The 18,886-nt window shown below is 59.3% G+C and carries 20 protein-coding genes; 18 read left to right on the top strand and 2 right to left on the bottom strand.

What is annotated here, in order from left to right; translation table 11 throughout:
- Positions 1 to 12: 12 nt before the first annotated feature.
- The 10 genes from ACESMK_RS07835 (at position 13) to ACESMK_RS07790 (ending at position 11,158) form a co-directional block, all read left to right on the top strand.
- Positions 13 to 2,124 (top strand): chemotaxis protein CheW, encoded by a 2,112-nt coding sequence (locus ACESMK_RS07835; protein WP_372996949.1) that lies wholly within the window; start codon positions 13 to 15, stop codon positions 2,122 to 2,124.
- A gap of 42 nt (positions 2,125 to 2,166) precedes the next feature.
- The gene (locus ACESMK_RS07830; RefSeq protein ID WP_372996947.1) at positions 2,167 to 3,330 is read left to right on the top strand and encodes a chemotaxis response regulator protein-glutamate methylesterase; all 1,164 of its coding nucleotides are present in this window, start codon (positions 2,167 to 2,169) and stop codon (positions 3,328 to 3,330) included.
- Complete coding sequence (locus ACESMK_RS07825; protein WP_372996945.1) at positions 3,330 to 4,070, top strand: flagellar motor protein; 741 nt, start codon at positions 3,330 to 3,332, stop codon at positions 4,068 to 4,070. The genes ACESMK_RS07830 and ACESMK_RS07825 overlap by 1 nt, the downstream gene beginning before the upstream one ends.
- Positions 4,071 to 4,088: 18 nt before the next feature.
- On the top strand, positions 4,089 to 4,871 hold the full coding sequence (motD, locus tag ACESMK_RS07820; protein ID WP_372996943.1) for a flagellar motor protein MotD: 783 nt from the start codon (positions 4,089 to 4,091) through the stop codon (positions 4,869 to 4,871).
- 196 nt (positions 4,872 to 5,067) lie between these two features.
- Entirely contained in the window at positions 5,068 to 5,865 is a 798-nt protein-coding gene (locus tag ACESMK_RS07815) for a ParA family protein (RefSeq protein WP_372996941.1), read from the top strand.
- Positions 5,858 to 6,667, top strand: coding sequence for a chemotaxis protein CheW (locus tag ACESMK_RS07810; protein ID WP_372996939.1), 810 nt, complete (start codon positions 5,858 to 5,860; stop codon positions 6,665 to 6,667). Before ACESMK_RS07815 ends, ACESMK_RS07810 begins: the two co-directional genes overlap by 8 nt.
- A gap of 134 nt (positions 6,668 to 6,801) precedes the next feature.
- The gene (locus ACESMK_RS07805) at positions 6,802 to 7,290 is read left to right on the top strand and encodes a chemotaxis protein CheW (protein WP_372996937.1); all 489 of its coding nucleotides are present in this window, start codon (positions 6,802 to 6,804) and stop codon (positions 7,288 to 7,290) included.
- Between the two features lie 66 nt (positions 7,291 to 7,356).
- A complete protein-coding gene (locus ACESMK_RS07800) occupies positions 7,357 to 7,749 on the top strand; it encodes a DUF2802 domain-containing protein (protein ID WP_372996935.1) in 393 nt (130 codons plus the stop codon).
- A 26-nt stretch (positions 7,750 to 7,775) separates the two neighbouring features.
- Entirely contained in the window at positions 7,776 to 10,055 is a 2,280-nt protein-coding gene (locus tag ACESMK_RS07795; RefSeq protein WP_372996933.1) for an ATPase, T2SS/T4P/T4SS family, read from the top strand.
- The gene (locus ACESMK_RS07790; RefSeq protein WP_372996931.1) at positions 10,055 to 11,158 is read left to right on the top strand and encodes an ATP-binding protein; all 1,104 of its coding nucleotides are present in this window, start codon (positions 10,055 to 10,057) and stop codon (positions 11,156 to 11,158) included. The genes ACESMK_RS07795 and ACESMK_RS07790 overlap by 1 nt, the downstream gene beginning before the upstream one ends.
- Here the strand turns inward: ACESMK_RS07790 and ACESMK_RS07785 are convergent.
- Both ACESMK_RS07785 and ACESMK_RS07780 read right to left on the bottom strand, forming a co-directional pair.
- Positions 11,144 to 11,458, bottom strand: a complete 315-nt coding sequence (locus ACESMK_RS07785) for an EscU/YscU/HrcU family type III secretion system export apparatus switch protein (protein WP_372996929.1) — start codon at positions 11,456 to 11,458, stop codon at positions 11,144 to 11,146. The genes ACESMK_RS07790 and ACESMK_RS07785 overlap by 15 nt on opposite strands.
- On the bottom strand, positions 11,455 to 12,813 hold the full coding sequence (locus ACESMK_RS07780; protein WP_372996927.1) for a flagellar hook-length control protein FliK: 1,359 nt from the start codon (positions 12,811 to 12,813) through the stop codon (positions 11,455 to 11,457). The genes ACESMK_RS07785 and ACESMK_RS07780 overlap by 4 nt, the downstream gene beginning before the upstream one ends.
- A gap of 156 nt (positions 12,814 to 12,969) precedes the next feature.
- Between ACESMK_RS07780 and ccmA the strand changes: the two genes are divergently transcribed.
- The 8 genes from ccmA to ACESMK_RS07740 are packed head-to-tail and all read left to right on the top strand — an operon-like array spanning position 12,970 to position 18,875.
- Positions 12,970 to 13,608 (top strand): cytochrome c biogenesis heme-transporting ATPase CcmA, encoded by a 639-nt coding sequence (gene ccmA, locus ACESMK_RS07775; RefSeq protein WP_372996925.1) that lies wholly within the window; start codon positions 12,970 to 12,972, stop codon positions 13,606 to 13,608.
- Positions 13,598 to 14,323, top strand: a complete 726-nt coding sequence (gene ccmB / locus ACESMK_RS07770; RefSeq protein ID WP_372996923.1) for a heme exporter protein CcmB — start codon at positions 13,598 to 13,600, stop codon at positions 14,321 to 14,323. The genes ccmA and ccmB overlap by 11 nt, the downstream gene beginning before the upstream one ends.
- A 31-nt stretch (positions 14,324 to 14,354) precedes the next feature.
- A complete protein-coding gene (ccmC, locus tag ACESMK_RS07765; RefSeq protein WP_372996921.1) occupies positions 14,355 to 15,098 on the top strand; it encodes a heme ABC transporter permease CcmC in 744 nt (247 codons plus the stop codon).
- A 3-nt stretch (positions 15,099 to 15,101) separates the two neighbouring features.
- Entirely contained in the window at positions 15,102 to 15,341 is a 240-nt protein-coding gene (gene ccmD / locus ACESMK_RS07760) for a heme exporter protein CcmD (RefSeq protein ID WP_372996919.1), read from the top strand.
- A gap of 14 nt (positions 15,342 to 15,355) precedes the next feature.
- Positions 15,356 to 15,826 (top strand): cytochrome c maturation protein CcmE, encoded by a 471-nt coding sequence (gene ccmE / locus ACESMK_RS07755; protein ID WP_372996917.1) that lies wholly within the window; start codon positions 15,356 to 15,358, stop codon positions 15,824 to 15,826.
- Between the two features lie 36 nt (positions 15,827 to 15,862).
- Positions 15,863 to 17,869 (top strand): heme lyase CcmF/NrfE family subunit, encoded by a 2,007-nt coding sequence (locus tag ACESMK_RS07750; RefSeq protein ID WP_372996915.1) that lies wholly within the window; start codon positions 15,863 to 15,865, stop codon positions 17,867 to 17,869.
- Positions 17,866 to 18,402, top strand: a complete 537-nt coding sequence (locus ACESMK_RS07745) for a DsbE family thiol:disulfide interchange protein (protein ID WP_372996913.1) — start codon at positions 17,866 to 17,868, stop codon at positions 18,400 to 18,402. Before ACESMK_RS07750 ends, ACESMK_RS07745 begins: the two co-directional genes overlap by 4 nt.
- On the top strand, positions 18,402 to 18,875 hold the full coding sequence (locus tag ACESMK_RS07740) for a cytochrome c-type biogenesis protein (RefSeq protein ID WP_372996911.1): 474 nt from the start codon (positions 18,402 to 18,404) through the stop codon (positions 18,873 to 18,875). The genes ACESMK_RS07745 and ACESMK_RS07740 overlap by 1 nt, the downstream gene beginning before the upstream one ends.
- Positions 18,876 to 18,886: the final 11 nt, after the last annotated feature.

Below are 18,886 nucleotides of genomic sequence, written 5' to 3'. Positions count from 1 at the left end.
AGAGGGTAACGCATGGCGTTTGATGCTGATGAAGAGATTTTGCAGGACTTCCTGGTAGAAGCCGGCGAGATCCTCGAAAAGCTGTCAGAGCAGTTGGTAGATCTTGAGCAACATCCTGACGACAGTGATCTGCTCAACGCCATCTTCCGTGGTTTTCACACCGTCAAGGGCGGCGCGGGCTTTCTTCAGCTTGAAGCCCTGGTGAACTGCTGCCATTCCGCAGAGAACGTGTTCGACATCCTGCGCAATCATAAGCGCAAGGTGGATTCGGAGCTGATGGACGTGGTTCTGGAAGCCCTGGACAACGTCAACGCAATGTTCGAGCAGGTTCGCAACCATGAGGAGCTGACACCGGCTCCGGATGAACTGATTGCCCGGCTGGATGCCCTGGCCCAGCCCGAAACGGAAGGTGCGCCAGCCGCAGCTCCCCAGCCGTCCGGGCAGGAAGAGAGCGCCCCGGAAGAAGACGGCGGTGATATTACCGACGATGAATTCGAGCAGCTCCTCGATGCCTTGCAGGATGAAAAATCCGAAGACACCTCATCGGCGTCGGGCGCCGGACCATCTTCGGGCGATCAAGAGAGCTCCGGAGACGACGAGATTACCGACGACGAATTTGAGGCGTTGCTGGATCAGCTTCATGGAAAGGGGCAGTTTGCCGGCGCGCCTGCGGGCGAGGAAGAAACCGCCAGCAAGAATGAAGAACCGTCCGCCAAGGCTGAGGGTGGCAGTAGCGATGATCTGATCACTGACGACGAATTCGAGAAGCTGCTGGACGATCTTCACGGCAAGGGCGGGAGCCCGACAGCAGGCGACACCCCGGTCGCCCCCCAGAAACCGGCAAAGCCGAAAGCGGAGCCGCCGAAGACCGAGAAGCCGAAGGAAGCGCCCAAACCCGCTGAAAAGCCCGAGGCCAAAGGTTCTGCCGCGCCGGCCATGCCGCCGCGTGAGCATGCTCCGGCGGCGGAAACCACGGTTCGTGTAGACACCAAGCGCCTCGACGACATCATGAACATGGTTGGCGAGCTGGTGCTGGTTCGGAACCGGTTGCAGCGTCTGGGTGCCGACAGCGAAGACGAGCATATGCACAAGGCGGTGTCCAACCTCGATGTTGTCACCACCGATCTACAGTCTGCGGTCATGCAGACTCGCATGCAGCCGATCAAGAAGGTGTTTGGCCGGTTCCCCAGGGTAGTGCGTGATCTTGCCAGAAACCTCAAGAAAGAAGTTAACCTGGTGATGCATGGCGAGGAAACCGACCTGGACAAGAACCTGGTTGAAGCCCTGTCTGATCCGCTCGTTCACCTGGTACGGAATTCGGTCGATCATGGCATCGAAGCCCCCGAGGTGCGTGAGAAAGCGGGCAAGCCCCGCCAGGGTACCGTGACCCTCTCTGCCGAGCAGGAAGGGGATCATATCCTGCTGTTCATCGAGGATGACGGCGCCGGCATGGATCCGGACGTGTTGCGCCGCAAAGCCGTCGAAAAGGGTATCTATGACCAGGATGCCGCGGATCGTCTGACCAATTCCGAGTGTTTTAACCTGATTTTTGCGGCTGGATTTTCCACCAAGGAGCAGATTTCAGACGTCTCCGGCCGTGGCGTCGGCATGGATGTGGTCAAAACCAAGATCGGCCAACTCAATGGACAGTTGAGCATTGAGTCGGAGCTGGGCAAAGGGTCGCGGATCGTTATCAAGGTTCCGCTGACACTGGCCATCATGCCTACCCTGATGATCATGCTGGGCGACCAGTCGTTCGCGCTGCCGCTGGTAAACGTGGTCGAGATCTTCCACCTGGATCTGACCAAGACCAATATCGTGGATGGTCGTGAATGCATCGTGGTTCGTGAAAAGGTGTTCCCGCTGTTCCATATCAAGCGCTGGCTTGTTCGTGGCGGGGCTTCCCAGGATGTGCCTGAAAACGCTCACGTTGTCATCGTTGCCATGGGCACCAAACAGGTGGGCTTTGTCGTCGACCAGTTGGTCGGACAGGAAGAAGTGGTGATCAAACCCCTCGGGCGTGCGCTCCAGGGTACGCCGGGAATGGCCGGCGCCACCATTACCGGTGATGGCCGCATTGCGCTGATTATTGACGTTCCCAGCCTGCTGCAACACTACGGCTGAACAGCGCCCCTCGGATGACTTTGGATTGGGTAGGAGAATTGGATGACAGTTTCTGTCCTGGTCGTTGACGATTCAGGGTTTTTTCGCAAACGGCTGACGGAAATACTGAGTAGTTCCGGACAGATCAAGGTGGTTGGTGCTGCCACGAATGGCCGGGAAGGTGTCGAGCTGGCTGAAAAGTTGCGTCCGGATGTCATCACCATGGATTACGAGATGCCGGTCATGGATGGTATCTCCGCTGTGCGTGAGATCATGCGCAAGCACCCGACACCGGTTCTGATGTTTTCCTCGCTGACTTACGAAGGCGCCCGGGTGACGCTTGACGCCCTTGAGGCCGGGGCTGTTGATTTTCTGCCCAAGAATTTTGAAGAAATTGCCCGGGACAACAGTCAGCTTCAGAAAATTCTGATCGAGCGAATTCTTGATGTGGCCCGAAGCCGCCCCGGAAACCGGTCCGCGGCGCCGGCCCGAGCTGAGCCGGCGGCGCCGGCTTCACGGTCACCGGGTACCTCAGCCCGTCCCCGGCCAGAAATTGCCTCGCGCCAACGTACCGACACCCAGAGCCCGGCCACGGCAGCCAGCTCCCCAAATGACGCCGAAGCCCCCCGACGTCATGCGCGACGGGGCCCGGCGAAGCATTACGCCGTTGTTGGTATTGGAACGTCAACCGGCGGGCCGGTCGCCCTGCAGCGGGTGCTGACGGCGTTACCCGCTTCCTTCCCGGCGCCAATTGTACTGGTGCAACACATGCCTGCCAGCTTCACGCCGGCGTTTGCCGAACGCCTGAACAAGCTGTGCCGGATCGAGGTCCGGCAGGCGGAGGATGGCGATGTGCTCCGGCCCGGGCTGGCGCTGCTGGCGCCCGGCGGCAAGCAGATGATGGTTGAGAATCGTGGAGGGCAGGCCAGGATTCGTATCCTGCCCGGAGACGAGCGGCTCAATTACAAACCCTGTGTGGATGTCACCTTCGGCTCCCTGGCCAGGAGCTTTCCGGGCAAAACCCTGGGCGTGATTCTCACCGGTATGGGATCGGACGGAAAAGAAGGCTGCCGCATGATGAAACAGAGCGGGTCGGACATCTGGTCCCAGGATGAGAAATCATCAGTGATTTACGGAATGCCCATGGCCGTTGCCAAGGCGGGGCTCACGGATGATGTGTTGTCGCTGGATGAGATCGGGCCGCGCCTGGTCGAAGGTGTCTGCTGATGGATATCCTGAGCCTGCTCGGGGTCATACTTGCCTTCGCCGCCATACTTGGCGGCAACCTGCTGGAGGGTGGTGCCCTCGGTTCCCTGTTCAACGGGCCCGCCGCCGTAATCGTGATCGGTGGCACATTGGCCGCGACCATCCTCCAGACGTCATGGCCCATGCTCAAGCGGGCCTTTACCCAGGTACGCTGGGTGTTCGTTCCTCCGTTCATCAATCTCGAGGATGGTATTGGAAAGGTCATTGACTGGAGTGTCAAAGCCCGCAAGCAGGGTCTGCTGGGTCTTGAGGGGCTCGCCGAGCGGGAGCCTGAACCCTTTGCCCGCAAAGGTCTGCAACTGCTGGTGGATGGCGCTGAAACCGAGACCATAAGGGGCATCATGGAGGTGGATCTTGAGTCCCGTGAACAGCGTGATCTGGAGTCCGCCAAGGTGTTTGAGGCCATGGGAGGCTATTCGCCGACCATCGGGATCATCGGGGCAGTTATGGGGTTGATCCAGGTGATGACCAATCTGGAAGACCCGCAGTCACTGGGTAGCGGTATTGCCACGGCGTTTGTCGCAACCATTTACGGTGTCGCCCTGGCCAACCTGCTGTTCTTTCCGGTCGCCAACAAGATGCGCGGTATTGTGCGGGAACGCACCCGTTACGAAGACATGATGATTGACGGCATTATTGCCATCGCCGAGGGTGAAAACCCGAAATCCATCGAATTGCGGCTGCGGGGCTTCCTGCAGTAAGCATGCTCAGGCCAATGTATGCGGCGCCGTAGGCAACCACAGGATGATCTGCACAACAAAGAGCGGTGGCTGATTTCCTATGCGGATTTCATCACCCTGTTGTTCGCCTTTTTTGTGGTGATGTACTCCGTCTCTTCGGTGAATGAAGGCAAGTACAAGGTGCTATCCGAAACCCTGACCGGCGTATTCAACGCACCCCAGCGGTCTTTCCAGCCCATTGAGATTGGCGACCAGCCCCAGCGGTCGCTGAATGCGCCTGCGGAAAACGTTATCCCTCCGGCAGTGACCGAGGCTCCTCGTAACCCCGAGATGGATGCCCGGGGTCGAACCGAAGCGCTGCGGACCATGGCAGACCAGCTGGCCATGGAATTTGATGAGCTGATCAACCAGGGGGTTGTGACGCTGGAAACCAGTGATCAGTGGCTGGAGCTGAACCTGCCGAACAGTCTGCTGTTTGGCAGCGGTGATGCGGAACCTCACTACGACGCTTTCGAGGTAGTGGAGAAGATTGCCACTGTCCTGAACAATCGGGACAACGCTGTCAAAGTGGAGGGTTTCACCGACAACCAGCCTATCGCCACCTCCCGCTTTCCCTCCAACTGGGAATTGTCTGCCGCCCGGGCGGCGGCCGTTGTCAGGATGCTGGTGATGGAAGGTATTGAGCCGGAGCGGCTTGCTTCGGTTGGTTACGGCCAGTATCAGCCGGTCGCCAGGAATGACACGGAAGAGGGGCGACGCAGAAACCGGCGGGTAGTGTTGCTCATTTCCCGTGACGCCAGTATTCGTGGTGCCATGCGCTGAACGGATCGTCGGCAGATGCGTATAGAGCCGTTGGCACGGTTCCTGTATTAATCCCCGGTAACAAAAAGGCGACGGCAACTGCTTGCCGATATTCCCTGTGCCACTTGTTCAAGTTGCCCGGGGACTGGCCGATAACCGGGATTGTGGCGTCAGGTGTTTGCCGGCCACACCGATGTGTTCTCTGGAGAGTCAAAGCGTGCGAATCTGGGCAGTAGCCAATCAAAAAGGTGGTGTCGGCAAAACCACGACCGTTGTTGCGCTGGGCGGCTTGCTTGCTGAGCGTGGCAAGCGTGTGCTTGTAGTGGACCTGGACCCCCATGGCTCGCTTACCAGCTGGTTCGGATACGATCCCGACACGATTGCCCACAGCGTCTTTGATCTTTTCCAGCATCAGGGCAAGGTGCCCGAAGGGCTTCCGGCCCAACTGATTACCGAAACCAGTTGCAAAGGTCTGTCCCTGTTGCCAGCCAGTGCGGCGCTGGCCACCCTGGAACGCCGGATGATCGGCGTGGAGGGCATGGGGCTGATCATATCCAGGGCCCTTACCCAGCTCTGGGATGATTTTGATTATGTGCTGCTGGATAACACGCCCTCTCTGGGTGTCCTGATGGTGAATGCCCTGGCGGCTGCCCAGCATCTGATTATCCCCGTGCAAACCGAATTTCTGGCCATCAAGGGCCTGGAGCGCATGCTTCATACCCTCAAGATGATCATGCGGTCCCAGAAAAATGAACTGGCCTATACCATTGTGCCAACGCTCTATGACCGGCGTACCCAGGCGTCTGTGAAAAGCCTCAACCTCCTGCGGAAAACCTACCGTGAGTCCTTGTGGCAATTTGCGATTCCTGTCGACACCAAATTCCGGGACGCCAGCCAGGCCGGACTTGTTCCTTCGGTGCTGGATGCGGAAACCCACGGTGTCCGGGCGTATAGCCATCTTCTCGATGACCTCATGTCGCGGGTGGGCACGGTTAAGGAGCGTCAGCATGGCTGACGAAAAATTGACAAGACTGGCGGATCCTGAAACCGCCATTGCCAGTTATCTCGATGAATTGCTGCATACGGCCACGGATACGGCGCTCCGCGAAGAAGCGGTCGCGCCCGAGCCAGTGACGCCGGCCCGTGAGGAACCCCGGGTGGCAACCCGAAGCAGACCGGCGCCGGTGACCAGCGCCGAAAAACCGGCGGTCAGACCTGAGCCGCCCAAACCGGCTCAGGGAAAGCCCGCTGAGACTGTCCGACCGGTGGTTCGGCAGGCGCCTGAAGTACCGGAACCGAAGACAAAATTGGTTGCCCGACCAGAGCCAGAGCCGGCCGCGCCACCGTCGCGCCCGGAGTGGTCAGATCAGCCCTTCGAGTGCCTTATTTTCACGGTGGCCGGTCTGCAGCTTGCGGTGCCTCTGATCCTGCTTGGTGCCATTCATCGTATCGAGGAAGAGATCAGGCCTATCCCCGGCAGTCCCCGGTGGTACATGGGTATCCGTCCGGATAGAGATCAGAATCTGCGGGTGGTGGATACCGCTGAGTGGATCATGGCAGGGAGAGTGCCGCCGGAGGCCCGCGATAACTACCGGTTCGTGATCCGCCTTGATAACAGTGACTGGGGGCTGGCCTGCGATGACGTGGCGCAGTCTTTCACGCTCCGGCCTGACGAGGTGCGCTGGCGGACAGCCCGAAGCAAACGGCCCTGGTTGGCGGGAACGGTGATTGACCATATGTGCGCGCTGATTGATGTGCGCGCAATGGCAGACTTGCTGGTGCGGGCAGAGAGGGAGCACCATCTGGATCTGAGCTGACGCAATCAACAGTTACTGAATGAAACCGAGCCGTGCTGGCACGGTTTGTGCCCTTAACTATAGTATTGGGCACTGATGATATTTTTTTGACGATCAGGTTGCCCGCCGGGCAGCCCAATAGGAGAAACATCGCTATGGCATCCCCGAGCGGACAAACCAATCAGGCCCAGGACGATCAGGTACTGCAGTACGTTACTTTCCGGCTGGATGATGAGACCTACGGTCTGGACGTCATGCAGATCCAGGAAGTGCTGAGATACACGGAGATTGCTCCGGTTCCGGGCGCTCCGGATTACGTGCTCGGCATCATCAACCTGCGGGGTAACGTGGTTACGGTTATCGACACCCGTCGGCGCTTTGGCCTGGCGGACGCCGAGGTCACCGATGCCACCCGGATCGTGGTGATGGAATCCGCCAACCAGGTGATGGGTATCCTGGTGGACTCCGTGGCCGAGGTGGTGTACCTGAAAGCCAGTGAAATTGAGACCGCACCGAACGTGGGTAACGAGGAAAGTGCCAAGTTTATCCAGGGCGTGTGCAACAAGGATGGCGAACTGATCATTCTGGTCGAGTTCGACAAGATGCTGTCAGACCACGAGTGGGCTGAAATCGCGGCACTGTAATCCGGGAAGACCCGATACGGCCCGCAGGTGGATGCCTTCCGTGGACATTAACGGGAGACATCCGTCATGTTTTCAGAAATTCCTTCCTATGTTCCCTGGGGGCTGACTGTTGCTGCCCTGTGTCTGGTCCTCGCTCAGGGTATTATGCTCGGGCGTCAGGTGCGTCACCTCAGAGCAACACTGAAAGAGCGTTGCGATACCCTTGGCCGGGAACTTCATGCCACAACCAGTGGCAGCATGGGGGTAGGGCAGCGGCTGGTAGCCTGCGAACGCCAGTTGCATGAATTGCGCAGTAGCCTGGATGAAATGCGTCAGAACGATCCGCTGCGAATTTCCTACGATGAAGCGTCACGGCTGGTTGATCTCGGCGCCGATATCGACGATCTTATGAACACGTGCGGAATTTCCCGTCCCGAGGCCGAGCTGGTGTCAGCACTCAGAAAACGTCAGGCGGCCTGATACCATGCCGTTACGGACGTTGCTGAATGAAGAGAGTTTATCCGAGGGCCCTTGAGGCCCTCCAATCTGTATCCCGCCATGATTTTGTGTCCGGTTCCGATCTGGTTCCCTCAATAACCGGTCACTCCATTCCCCGAGAAGACACCGTCAGTCATATCCTCTCTCTGCTCCCGGAAATCGAGCCGGATCAGGTTGTGATGCATGTGGGCGGTGGCTCTGGATATCTCGCCGCAGTGCTCTCAGGCCTGGCCCATCGGGTGATCTACCTGGAGAAGAATTCCGTGGTTGCGGAAGCTGCACGGGAGCGGTTTTTCCGGCTGGGGATGCACAATGTGGACGTTGTGGTGACCAGCGTCGAAGAGGCTCCGGAGCCCGATCCGTTGTGCGACCTGGTGCTTTGCACCACCTTTGTCAAAGAGCGCGGTAACCTTGTCCGCCTGTTGCGTGAAGGTGGCCACCTCGTATGCCTTGAGGGGCGTGCGGGGCCTGTGCCGAGTCTGGCGATGTTCGTAAGGCGCGACACCAGGCTGGAACGTGTCCGGACCCTGGGATGGGTGGACTTCAATCGTAACGTGGAACAGATCCTCATCGATCAGGGGCTTGTGGATGACAGGATCCTGGCCGAGTCGAAGGCGGAAGCGGCGAAGCAGAACTGCCGCCTGCTTGATGTTCTCCGGCGCAAACTGAATCTGGAAGAGACGGATCTTTACCGCTCCCTCGCCCGGCAGCGTGGCATGACCTTCACTGACGCGGACGAACTGCTGCCGGATCTTCATCCCGCGCTGTTCCGGCGTTTTTCCCGGACGTTTCTGGATCTGTCGCGCCTGATTCCCATCGCCCAGGACGATGGCAGGATCACTGTGGTTACTGACGATCCGGATGCGCGCACCGACCAGCTGGAGCGCATGAGCCCGAATCAGGTGGTTGATTGCCTGCTGGTGACGCCGACTGATTTCCGCCGTATCTGGTCAGCGCTGGATCTGACCGCCAAGGGCCGAAGCTTTGTAGCGGATCAAGGGTTGAGCCCGGATCCACAGCAGGACACGGCCGCCGGGGCGGATCAATTGCTGGGAAACGACCCGAAGAATAAGCATGTCAGCCCCTATCTGGTGTCTGTCTACGAGGCGATACTGCTTGATGCCGTGAGCGAAAAGGCCAGCGACATTCATATTGAGCAATACGGTGAGAGGATCCGCATCCGCCTGAGGGTGGATGGTGATCTGCATGATTTACCCCAGTATCAGTTGTCGCCTCGGGAAATCAAAGGCGTGATCAACGTGATCAAGCTCCGGGCGGAGCTGAACATTGCCGAGCATCGGCTGCCCCAGGGGGGGCGGTCACGGTTGCAACTGGGTGACATGGCCTACGACCTGCGTATCCAGACACAGCCCTCACTTCATGGCGAGCATGCTGTCATTCGGCTGTTGCCCCAGACCGGACGTGCCATGACCATCGCCGAGCTGGGTATGTCGCCGATGATCGGGGCCCGTTACCAGCGGCTGCTGGACAACCCGGCCGGCCTTGTGCTGGTCGTGGGCCCCACTGGCTCAGGCAAGTCCACCACGCTTTATGCCGGACTGCAGACCCTCGCCGATGACGGCCGAAGGAAAGTGATTACGGTAGAAGACCCGATCGAGTACTCCATCGATAATATCCAGCAGACCCGCGTGCGATCAGAGATTGGCTTTGGTTTTGCCGATGCCATGAGAGCGTTTGTCCGGGAAGATCCGGATGTGATTCTGGTGGGCGAAATCCGAGATCAGGAAACCGCGCTGGAAGCGATCCGGGCGTCCCAGACCGGGCACGTTGTTCTGTCGACCCTGCACTGCAATGACGCGGTGGATTCACTGCAGCGCCTGTACGATCTGGGCGTCCATCCGAATTCCATTGCTGGCGAGTTGCTGGCAGTCATCGCCCAGCGCCTGGCCAAGCGCATCTGCAAGCATTGTCGCCGGCCTGCAGAGCCGGACCCGGTGATTCTGTCGGAGGTATTTCCCGATGGCCCACCCGCGGATTTCCGGTGCTTTGAAGGCGCCGGCTGCGACAAGTGTAATGGTCGGGGTACCCAGGGCCGTGTGGCCATCGTTGAATACATGGAAGTCGATTCCGATATCCGCAATGCCATTTCCAGCCAACCGCCGATCGGTGAACTCCGATGGCGTGCTCTCGATGCCGGCCTGGTGACCATGCGGGACAGTGCTCTGGATCATGTGATTGAAGGTATTATCCCGCTATCCGAATTGCCAAGAATCCTGCCGAGGGAACGCATGGCACCGGAAGTTCGTGGCGGCCGCAGGAGTCAGTAATGAGCAGCAAGCAAACCAGATTAAAGGCCGCGCAGCGGGAACCGGTGGAAGTGGTCTATTCCGATGAGCTGGAAAAGCTCAGGGGGATGGATCACGGCCCGGTGCCGCCCGGCTGGCTGATGTCGCCCCGGGCGGTGGAAAAATTTGTGATGGGGGATGAGAAACTCGGCATCGAGCGGAAATTCGTTGCCGACCGGGCCATGGTGGTCCGGATCATCATCTCCCTGTGCACCAGTCGCGGATGCCTTTTGGTCGGAGAGCCCGGCACTGCGAAGTCCTGGCTGTCTGAGCTCCTGTCGGCGGCCATTTCGGGAACGTCTACCCTGACCCTCCAGGGCGGGGCGGTGAGCGACGTGGGACAACTGTTGTACAGCTGGAACGAAGCAGTCCTGCGCACAGAGGGGCCGTGTGTGAAAGCGTTGGTTCCCAGCCCCTTGTTACGGGGCATGATGGAAGGGCGCATGGTCCGTTTTGAAGAGATCGCCCGCTGCCCCCAGGCCCTGCAGGATGCGCTGCTCTCAGTGTTGTCCGACAGGGTCGTGGTGATTCCCGAACTGGCAGGAGAGGACGGCGTGGTGCTTGCGCGGGAAGGCTTTAACGTGATTGCCACATCCAACAGTATCGATGAGGGCGTTCACCGGATGAGCGCCGCCCTGAAGCGGCGGATGGACTTTGAGGAAATTCGCCCGATCCGAAACCTGGCGGATGAAATGGATGTGGTGCTCCGGGAAGTACGCAGGGCCAACAGTCGGGCAGGGATTGAGGTAGAGCTTGATGAGACGGTGGTTGAGATTCTGGTCACCATGTTCCACGAGCTTCGTAATGGTCAGACCCTGGATGGCCGAAGTACTGACCGGCTCGCGGGCTCGGCGCTGTCCACAGCGGAAGCGGTTTCGGTCGCTCACGCGGCAAGCCTCAATGCCTGGTATTACGGCGGCGGGAGTATCACGGTGGAGCAGCTGATGCACCACATCATCGGTTCGGCCCTGAAAGACCAGCCGGAAGACCGGCGCCGGCTGCGGCACTATTTCGAGACGGCCGTGGCCCCCAGGCGTGGTGACAACTGGCAGCAGGCCTGGGCGCTCCGGTCACTGATCCACTGAACCCTCTGGGGTTCCGGGCCTGCGGTCATCGGGTCTAAGTCCGCGGATATGGAAAGCAAAAGCCAGGATCTCGGCAACCACCCGGTAAAGCGATTCGGGAATCTCTTCATTCAGTGACAGGCGGGCCAGAATGCTCGCCAACTCCGCATTTTCGTAAAGCGGAACATTATGTTCCCGGGCGATGCGGATGATCTCTTCCGCCAGCTCGTGGGTGCCGGTGGCGCTGATGGTGGGTGCTTTCTCACCATCGTATTTGAGCGCGACCGCAGCTGTACTGGGATGTTCTGTTTCTGATGTCATGCCCGGGTATCCACCAGTCTGTGTTCAAGTCGGGTAACGCTGCTCTGGGGGGCTCCTCGACGGCAGTCCAGGTCGGTCACTTCCAGCCCCAGGTCCGTCAGGCTTTGTCGCAATGCGGGTAGCTCCCGATTCACATGGCGCAACGTGGTCTGTTTTTCCGCCCAGACCCGCGCGCTGACCGCCTGCTGTCGCAGGGCAACATCGAAGTGCAGGGGGCCCGCCTCATCCAGATCCATGGTCAGCGAAAGCCGCCATTCGGCTGTGGCGGTTGCCCGGGATGCCCGTTCCGACTCCCCCTCTTCCGAGTACTGTTCGATCCGCACCTGCGCCAGCCTCGGTTCGTTCTGGGGTGTCAGCCATGGCAGGTCGAGTACCAGGGTGGACGTGGGCGCAGGACCAGCCGCGTCGCCACCGCCTCTGGCAGTGAGCACCTGGCTGTGCAACTGATTGACAGTAATCCGGTTGAGCATGCCCGCCAGCAGGCGCAGCATTTGCCCCACACTGGGTGCTTCGCCATCGCTGCGAGCCTGGGTGGAAGTCAGCGGTTGCGGGAATTGGAGCGGTGCCTGCATCAGCTCCGGCGTTGACATGGGGGTTAGTCGGTTAAAGTGTTCCGGGGTGCTGCCCTGCTGGGCAAGCAATGCACTAATGACCCTGCCCAGTGCCAGCTTGAGGTCAGGAAGCTGGGCGGTGGGCGTCTGGGCCAGGCGGGATTCGGCAAACAGGCCGCTCTCCGAGAGCCATTGGCGAACCTGCTGGGCTGTGGTGTCCTGGCCGCCGGAACCGGGGGGCAGGCTGCTCCCTGAGGGCAGCCTGGCTACCAGTTGTTCGATAGCCAGCCTGGCCGCTTCCGGAAGTGGCTGGGTGCCTCTGGACAAGGGAAGCTGGCCCGGCAGCGGATCCTGCCGGAGCCCTCGTGTCAGGGCGTCCATCAGTTTGGCCAGCCCGGCATCCAGGGTTTGTTGCCAGGGCAGGCGCTGGGCCAGCGCCCGGGCGATACCGGCTTCCGGTGCGGGCGCCAGTTTGCCCATCAACTGCAACTCATTGCCGGCCCGCATCACTTTCACCCAGTCACCGGTCGCCAGCTCGGTCTTGCCGACTGCGGCCTGAACGAGAAGAGACTTGCCCCGGATGTCCAGTAACAGATCCGCGCTGTTGCCGCCCTGCCGGTTGATGATCTCCGCCACCCGGGCCAGCGTGGTTTCACGGTTCGTCAGTTGCAACTGGTCGAGCAATTGCCTGGCTGATGTGGCTACTGGCTCCCGTGCGTCTCCGGTTGTGGCAGCCGGCCGCGTTGCCTGTGGTGCAGGCTGGGCAGGAGGTGTTGTGGGCTGTTGTCCGCTGGGTAGTTTCATCGCCACTGATTTGATGTTGGACAAGAGTAATCGGCGGGCGCTTTCGTTATAATACGCCGCGCCGGCGGATCCTGGGTGAATATTGTTCACGGCCGCCGTTGTCACGAATGCACCCGATGCCGTCTACACGTGCATCGTCCTGGTTACGGGGCCCTGATGTCTGAGCCGTTATTACAGGCTGTCGATCTGCAGTGCGAACGGGATGAACGGATACTTTTCCGTGACCTGTCGTTCTCCATACTGCCCGGTACGGTCACCCGTGTCGAGGGGCCCAATGGCTCTGGCAAGACCACTCTGCTGCGGATGTTGGCCGGGCTGAATGACGCCTGGTCCGGTGATCTCCTCTGGTGTGGCAAACCGAGGTCCGGCCAGCGGGAAGAATTCCTCCGCAATACCCTGTATCTTGGCCATCGGCCGGGCATCAAACCCTTGTTGACCCCCATGGAAAATCTTCGGGCTCTGACGGCAGGACGCCGGCCACTGCCGGATCCGGTTTTGCGTCAGGCGCTGGACGGTACCGGACTGTCGGGGTTTCAGGATGTGCCCTGCCGGAATCTTTCGGCAGGACAGCAAAGAAGAGTGGCCCTGGCACGCCTTCTGATCGCCGATGAGCCCCTCTGGCTACTGGATGAGGTCTTCACCGCCATTGATGCCAGTGGTGTCAGTGCCATTGAAGATTTGCTTCAACAACGCGCTGGCGAAGGGGGTGCGGTGGTCGTAACAACCCATCACGACCTCAGGTTACCGGGTATGCAGCGTATTGTTTTGGGCGGAGGGGTAACGAATGAATGCTGATGCCCGGCCGGCCCTGGCCTTACGACAGGATGCGGTGGGTGCGCTGGCCGCGATGCAGGGTGTGTTTAGCCGCGACCTCAAGGTGGCGTTCCGGCAGCGGCAGGATCTGCTCAATCCTTTGTTGTTTTTTGTCATGGTCGTAACCCTTTTTCCCCTGGGGGTTAGCCCGGAAGTGTCATTTCTGCGGGAGGCCGGTGCCGGTATCCTGTGGGTAGCTGCGCTGCTTTCGGTGTTGCTGTCACTGGATCATCTGTTCCGCCACGATTTCGATGACGGTACGCTGGAACAGCTGGTGCTGCAGCCCCAGCCGCTGTTTTTGCTCGTGCTGGCCAAAACCATGGCGCACTGGGTTTTAACGGGGTTGCCTCTGGTGATACTGACGCCGGTTCTTGGCGTAATGGTTCATCTTGACGGGAACTCCATCGGAGTTTTGTGTCTAACGCTGCTGATCGGTACACCGGTGCTCAGTCTGATCGGTTCCATTGGCGCGGCACTGACCCTGGGGTTAAGGTCGGCGGGGGTGCTCTTGTCCCTGTTGATCATTCCACTGTACATTCCCGTCCTGATCTTCGGAACGGGTACCGTGGCTTCGGCTGCGGAAGGCGCTCCCGTAGGTGCCTATCTGGCCCTGATGGGGGCATTTCTGGTGCTGGCATTGACCCTGGCACCCTTTGCATCGGCAGCGGCGCTGCGTATCAGCCTGTCTAACGGGTAAAACAAGGTAACGGTAGGACGGTGACCATCTGATGTGGCAATTTTTTCACAAGCTGGGTTCTCCCAAATGGTTCTTCGGGATTGCAGCCCGGCTGATGCCCTGGCTACTGGCTGGCGGCATCCTGCTGCTGATGGCAGGCATAGTCTGGGGGCTGGCTTTTGCGCCCAAGGACTACCTCCAGGGCAACAGCTACCGGATTATATTCATCCACGTGCCCACGGCCTTCCTTGCCCAGTCCGTCTACGTGATGATGGCGGTGGCGGCTGTCGTCACCCTGGTCTGGCGAATGAAGCTGGCCGATGTGTTCGTCAAGTCTGTGGCCCCGGTGGGTCTGGTGCTCACCTTTCTTTCCCTGTTCACCGGTGCCGTTTGGGGTAAGCCGACCTGGGGAACCTGGTGGGTCTGGGATGCCCGGTTAACCTCCATGCTCATTCTGCTGTTTCTTTACGGCGGCGTAATTGCCCTGGACAGAGCCATTAACGATGAAAAGTCCGCAGCTCGGGCCGTTGCGGTACTTGTTCTGGTTGGGGTGGTGAATATACCAATTATCCAATACTCCGTTGAATGGTGGAATACGTTACACCAGCCGTCGACGTTCAAACTGACTGAAAAGCCGTCCATGCCGGCGGAAATGTGGGTACCGCTGCTCCTTTCTGTACTTGGGCTGTACCTGCTGTTCGGCTGGCTGGCCTGTTTGCGTATGCAGACCGAGATTCTTCTGCGCGAGCAGAGAACCCGCTGGGTTAAAGATTTTGTGTTGGCCGGGAGGGGCTGAGGTATGGCGTTTGATTCCTTTTCGGCGTTTATGGTGATGGAAGGCCACGGGCCCTATGTCTGGTCCTGTTATGCGGCCTTTTTCCTGTTGATGGTTGGCCTGATGATCTGGTCTGTGCGCCGCCGCCGAGCGGCCATTGAGGCCTGTCGTCGAGGTTACGAGTTCCAGGCCGGTCAGCAGAACCAGCAGTCCGCTTCGGCTTCTGCGGCTTCCTTCACCCGCGTCAAGGTTTCCCAAGACTGAATGGCAGGTATCTAATGCATCCAATCCGTAAAAAACGGCTGACTATTGTACTGTTCCTGTTGGCAGGGCTGGGTATTGCGGTCGCACTGACGACATACGCTCTGCGCCAGAACATCAATCTTTTCTACGATCCCAGCCAGATTTCTTCCGGCGAGGCACCGGTGGACGTCAGAATCCGGGCTGGCGGTATGGTCGAGGAAGGGTCGGTCAAACGGGATCCGGACAGTCTGAAGGTCGAGTTCCGGGTTACCGACTTCAACGCTTCCGTTCCCATCGAATATACCGGGATTCTTCCTGATCTGTTTGCAGAAGGGCAGGGAGTAGTCGCTATGGGCAGGCTGGACGGCAATGGACGACTCGTTGCGGATCAGGTCCTGGCCAAGCACGATGAAAATTATATGCCACCGGAGGTTGCTGCGGCCCTGGAAAAGGCCTCAAAGGGTCAACACAAGGCCAGCGACAGTGCGGAAACCGTTTCCTATTAAACGCAAGAACTGACAGCCTGGTTCTGGAGGGCTTTGATGTATCCTGAATTTGGACAAATTGCACTGATACTTGCGCTCTTGCTCGCCGTGTTGCTCTCGATAGTGCCCCTTGCGGGCTCACTTTCGGGGAGAGACAAGTTAATGGCCTTTTCCAGGCCTTTGTCCTCGGGCATGTTTGTGTTCGTTGGTATCGCTTTCGCCGTACTGACGCACGCTTTTATGGTTGACGACTTCTCCGTCGCTTACGTCGCCAACAACAGCAACAGCCTGCTGCCGTGGTATTACAAATTCAGTGCAGTCTGGGGTGGTCATGAAGGGTCACTGCTGCTCTGGATTCTGATGCTCGCAGGCTGGACCCTTGCTGTGGCCATATTCAGCCGCCGTCTTCCCGAGGTCATGACAGCCCAGGTGCTGTCTGTACTGGGTATGGTGTGTGTCGGTTTTCTGCTGTTCATTGTCATTACTTCCAACCCGTTTGACCGCACCTTGCCGAATGTCCCTGCGGATGGGGCCGACCTTAACCCGCTGCTCCAGGACTTCGGTCTGATTGTGCATCCGCCGATGCTGTACATGGGCTACGTTGGTTTTGCCGTGGCTTTTGCCTTCGCCATTGCCGCCCTGATCAACGGCCGGTTGGATGCAGCCTGGGCACGGTGGTCACGTCCATGGACAACGGTTGCCTGGGCATTTCTGTCTCTCGGGATCGCCCTGGGCAGTTGGTGGGCCTACTATGAGCTGGGCTGGGGTGGCTGGTGGTTCTGGGACCCGGTGGAAAATGCGTCATTGCTGCCCTGGTTGGCGGGTACGGCCCTCATGCACTCGCTGGCGGTCACCGAGAAGCGGGGCGTGTTCAAAAGCTGGACCGTTCTGCTGGCCATTGTCACCTTCTCCCTGAGCCTTCTGGGCGCTTTCCTGGTCCGTTCGGGCGTGCTCACATCCGTGCACTCCTTTGCGGCGGATCCGGAGCGGGGCACGTTCCTGCTCGGCCTGCTGGCAGTGACCGTTATTGCCAGCCTGGCGCTCTACGCGTTCCGTGCCCCTGTGGTTCACGTGCGGGCACGTTATGGCTCGCTTTCCCGGGAGGTCTTCCTCCTTCTCAATAATGTGTTACTGGTGTCCGCCACGATTCTGGTTGCCGTGGGTACTCTCTACCCCCTCGTCCTTGATTACCTTGAGCTGGGAACACTGTCGATCGGCGAGCCGTTCTTCAACCTGACCTTCAGTCCCCTGGCTGTTGCCACTGGTCTTCTGCTGGGCGCCGGGATTTTCTCCCGCTGGAAGAAAACGGATGGCGGCTGGCTCGGTCGTAAACTCCTGTGGCCCCTCGCGATCAGTACGCTGGTCACGGCTGCTGTACTCGTTGGTTACGGCGGCTTTACAACCTGGGCGTTCCTGGGGGTATTTGCGTCTGTCTGGGTGACAGTGGCGACTTTCTGGGATCTGTGGGACAAGTCCTCCTCCAGGAAAGGCCGTCTGCATGGACTCAAGCGTCAGTCGCGCAGCTATTACGGTATGGTGCTCGGGCACCTGGGGCTGGCGATCACCATGGTCGGGGCAACCGTGGTTTCCAATTACGGCATCGAGCGGGATGTCCGCATGGTACCGGGTGATGTGGCGTCTGTTGGCGATTATCAGGTGGCATTCAAGAGCATCGGTCAGCGCCAGGGACCGAACTTCACCGCACAGTATGGAACCTTTGATGTTTTGCTGGATGGCGAGCGGGTTGCTGTTCTGCATCCGGAGAAACGTCAATACACGGTGGGTATGAGCGTTATGACCGAAGCCGATATTGACGCCGGGTTGTCCCGGGATATCTTTGTCGCAATCGGTGAAAGGATTACGGACGAGGCCTGGGCCATCCGCCTGCAGTACAAGCCGCTGGTGCGCTGGCTCTGGCTGGGGTCCCTGTTCATGGCAGCCGGTGGCTTCCTTGCGATTGCAGATCGTCGGTACCGGATCCGGGAGCGGGCCGAGCAGGCCTCGAAAGCCGGCACTAGCGTGCCAGAGCCGGGGTCTGCAACGTCCGCCGGAGCAACATCATGAAGCGTTTCCTGCTGTTTCTGCCGCTGCTGATTGCCATTGTTGTCGGCATCGTGCTGTTTGCGGGTATCGGCAAGGATCCCAGCAAACTTGAATCGGCCCTGGTCGGTAAACCGGTGCCGACGTTCAGCCTGAGGGATTTGCACAACCCGGAGACCATGCTCGACCAGAGCCTGTTTCAGGGCGAGGTGACGTTGTTGAACGTATGGGGAACCTGGTGTCCTGCATGCAAGGACGAGCACGACGATCTGATGTGGCTGGCGGAGGAGAAAGGCGTTTCCATCATCGGGCTTAACTACAAGGACAACCGGGAGGACGCGCTTGTCTGGCTTGACCGGTTGGGCGACCCCTACCGGAAAACCATCTATGACCCCCGGGGTACACTCGGATTTGACTTGGGTGTCTATGGTGCCCCGGAAACCTTCGTGATTGATGCCGGTGGTGTGGTTCGGTATCGCCACGTCGGTGTGGTGAACGAGACAGTCTGGGAACAGACGCTCCTGCCGGTAATCAACGACGTTCGGGGGAATGGCTGATGGTCCGGATTGCTTGTTTGATACTGGCCCTGATTCTCCCGGCTCTCGTGGCGGCCGATGTGGCTGATGTCTACGATTTTTCCGATCGGGCGCAGGAACAACGCTACCGGAATCTGATCGCGGAACTGCGTTGCCCGAAATGCCAGAACCAGAACATCGCTGATTCCAATGCGCCCATCTCGAAGGACATGCGGGACGTGGTGTACCGGATGATGAACGACGGCGCCAGCAATGAGGAGATCGTCGAATCGCTTGTTGGCAGATTTGGCGAGTTTGTTCGATACAAGCCGGAATTCGACAGTCGGACCTTTCTTCTGTGGGCAACGCCAGCCATTGCGGTTTTCGGCGGGCTTCTGGTGGTTGCCGGTGTGGTCATCCGCTCCCGGCGGTCGGGCTCGGAAAGTCCGGCCCTGAGTGCCGAGGAAAAGGCCCGCGTCGACAAAATGCTTGCAGATCAGGACAGGCCGTCCTGAAACGGGCCTGG

Origin of the sequence: Marinobacter sp. (assembly GCF_041687235.1) — a bacterium.
Classification (GTDB): Bacteria; Pseudomonadota; Gammaproteobacteria; order Pseudomonadales; family Oleiphilaceae; genus Marinobacter.
Note: the sequence above shows the minus strand (reverse complement) of the source record. Positions and strands in the feature narration are given on the sequence as shown.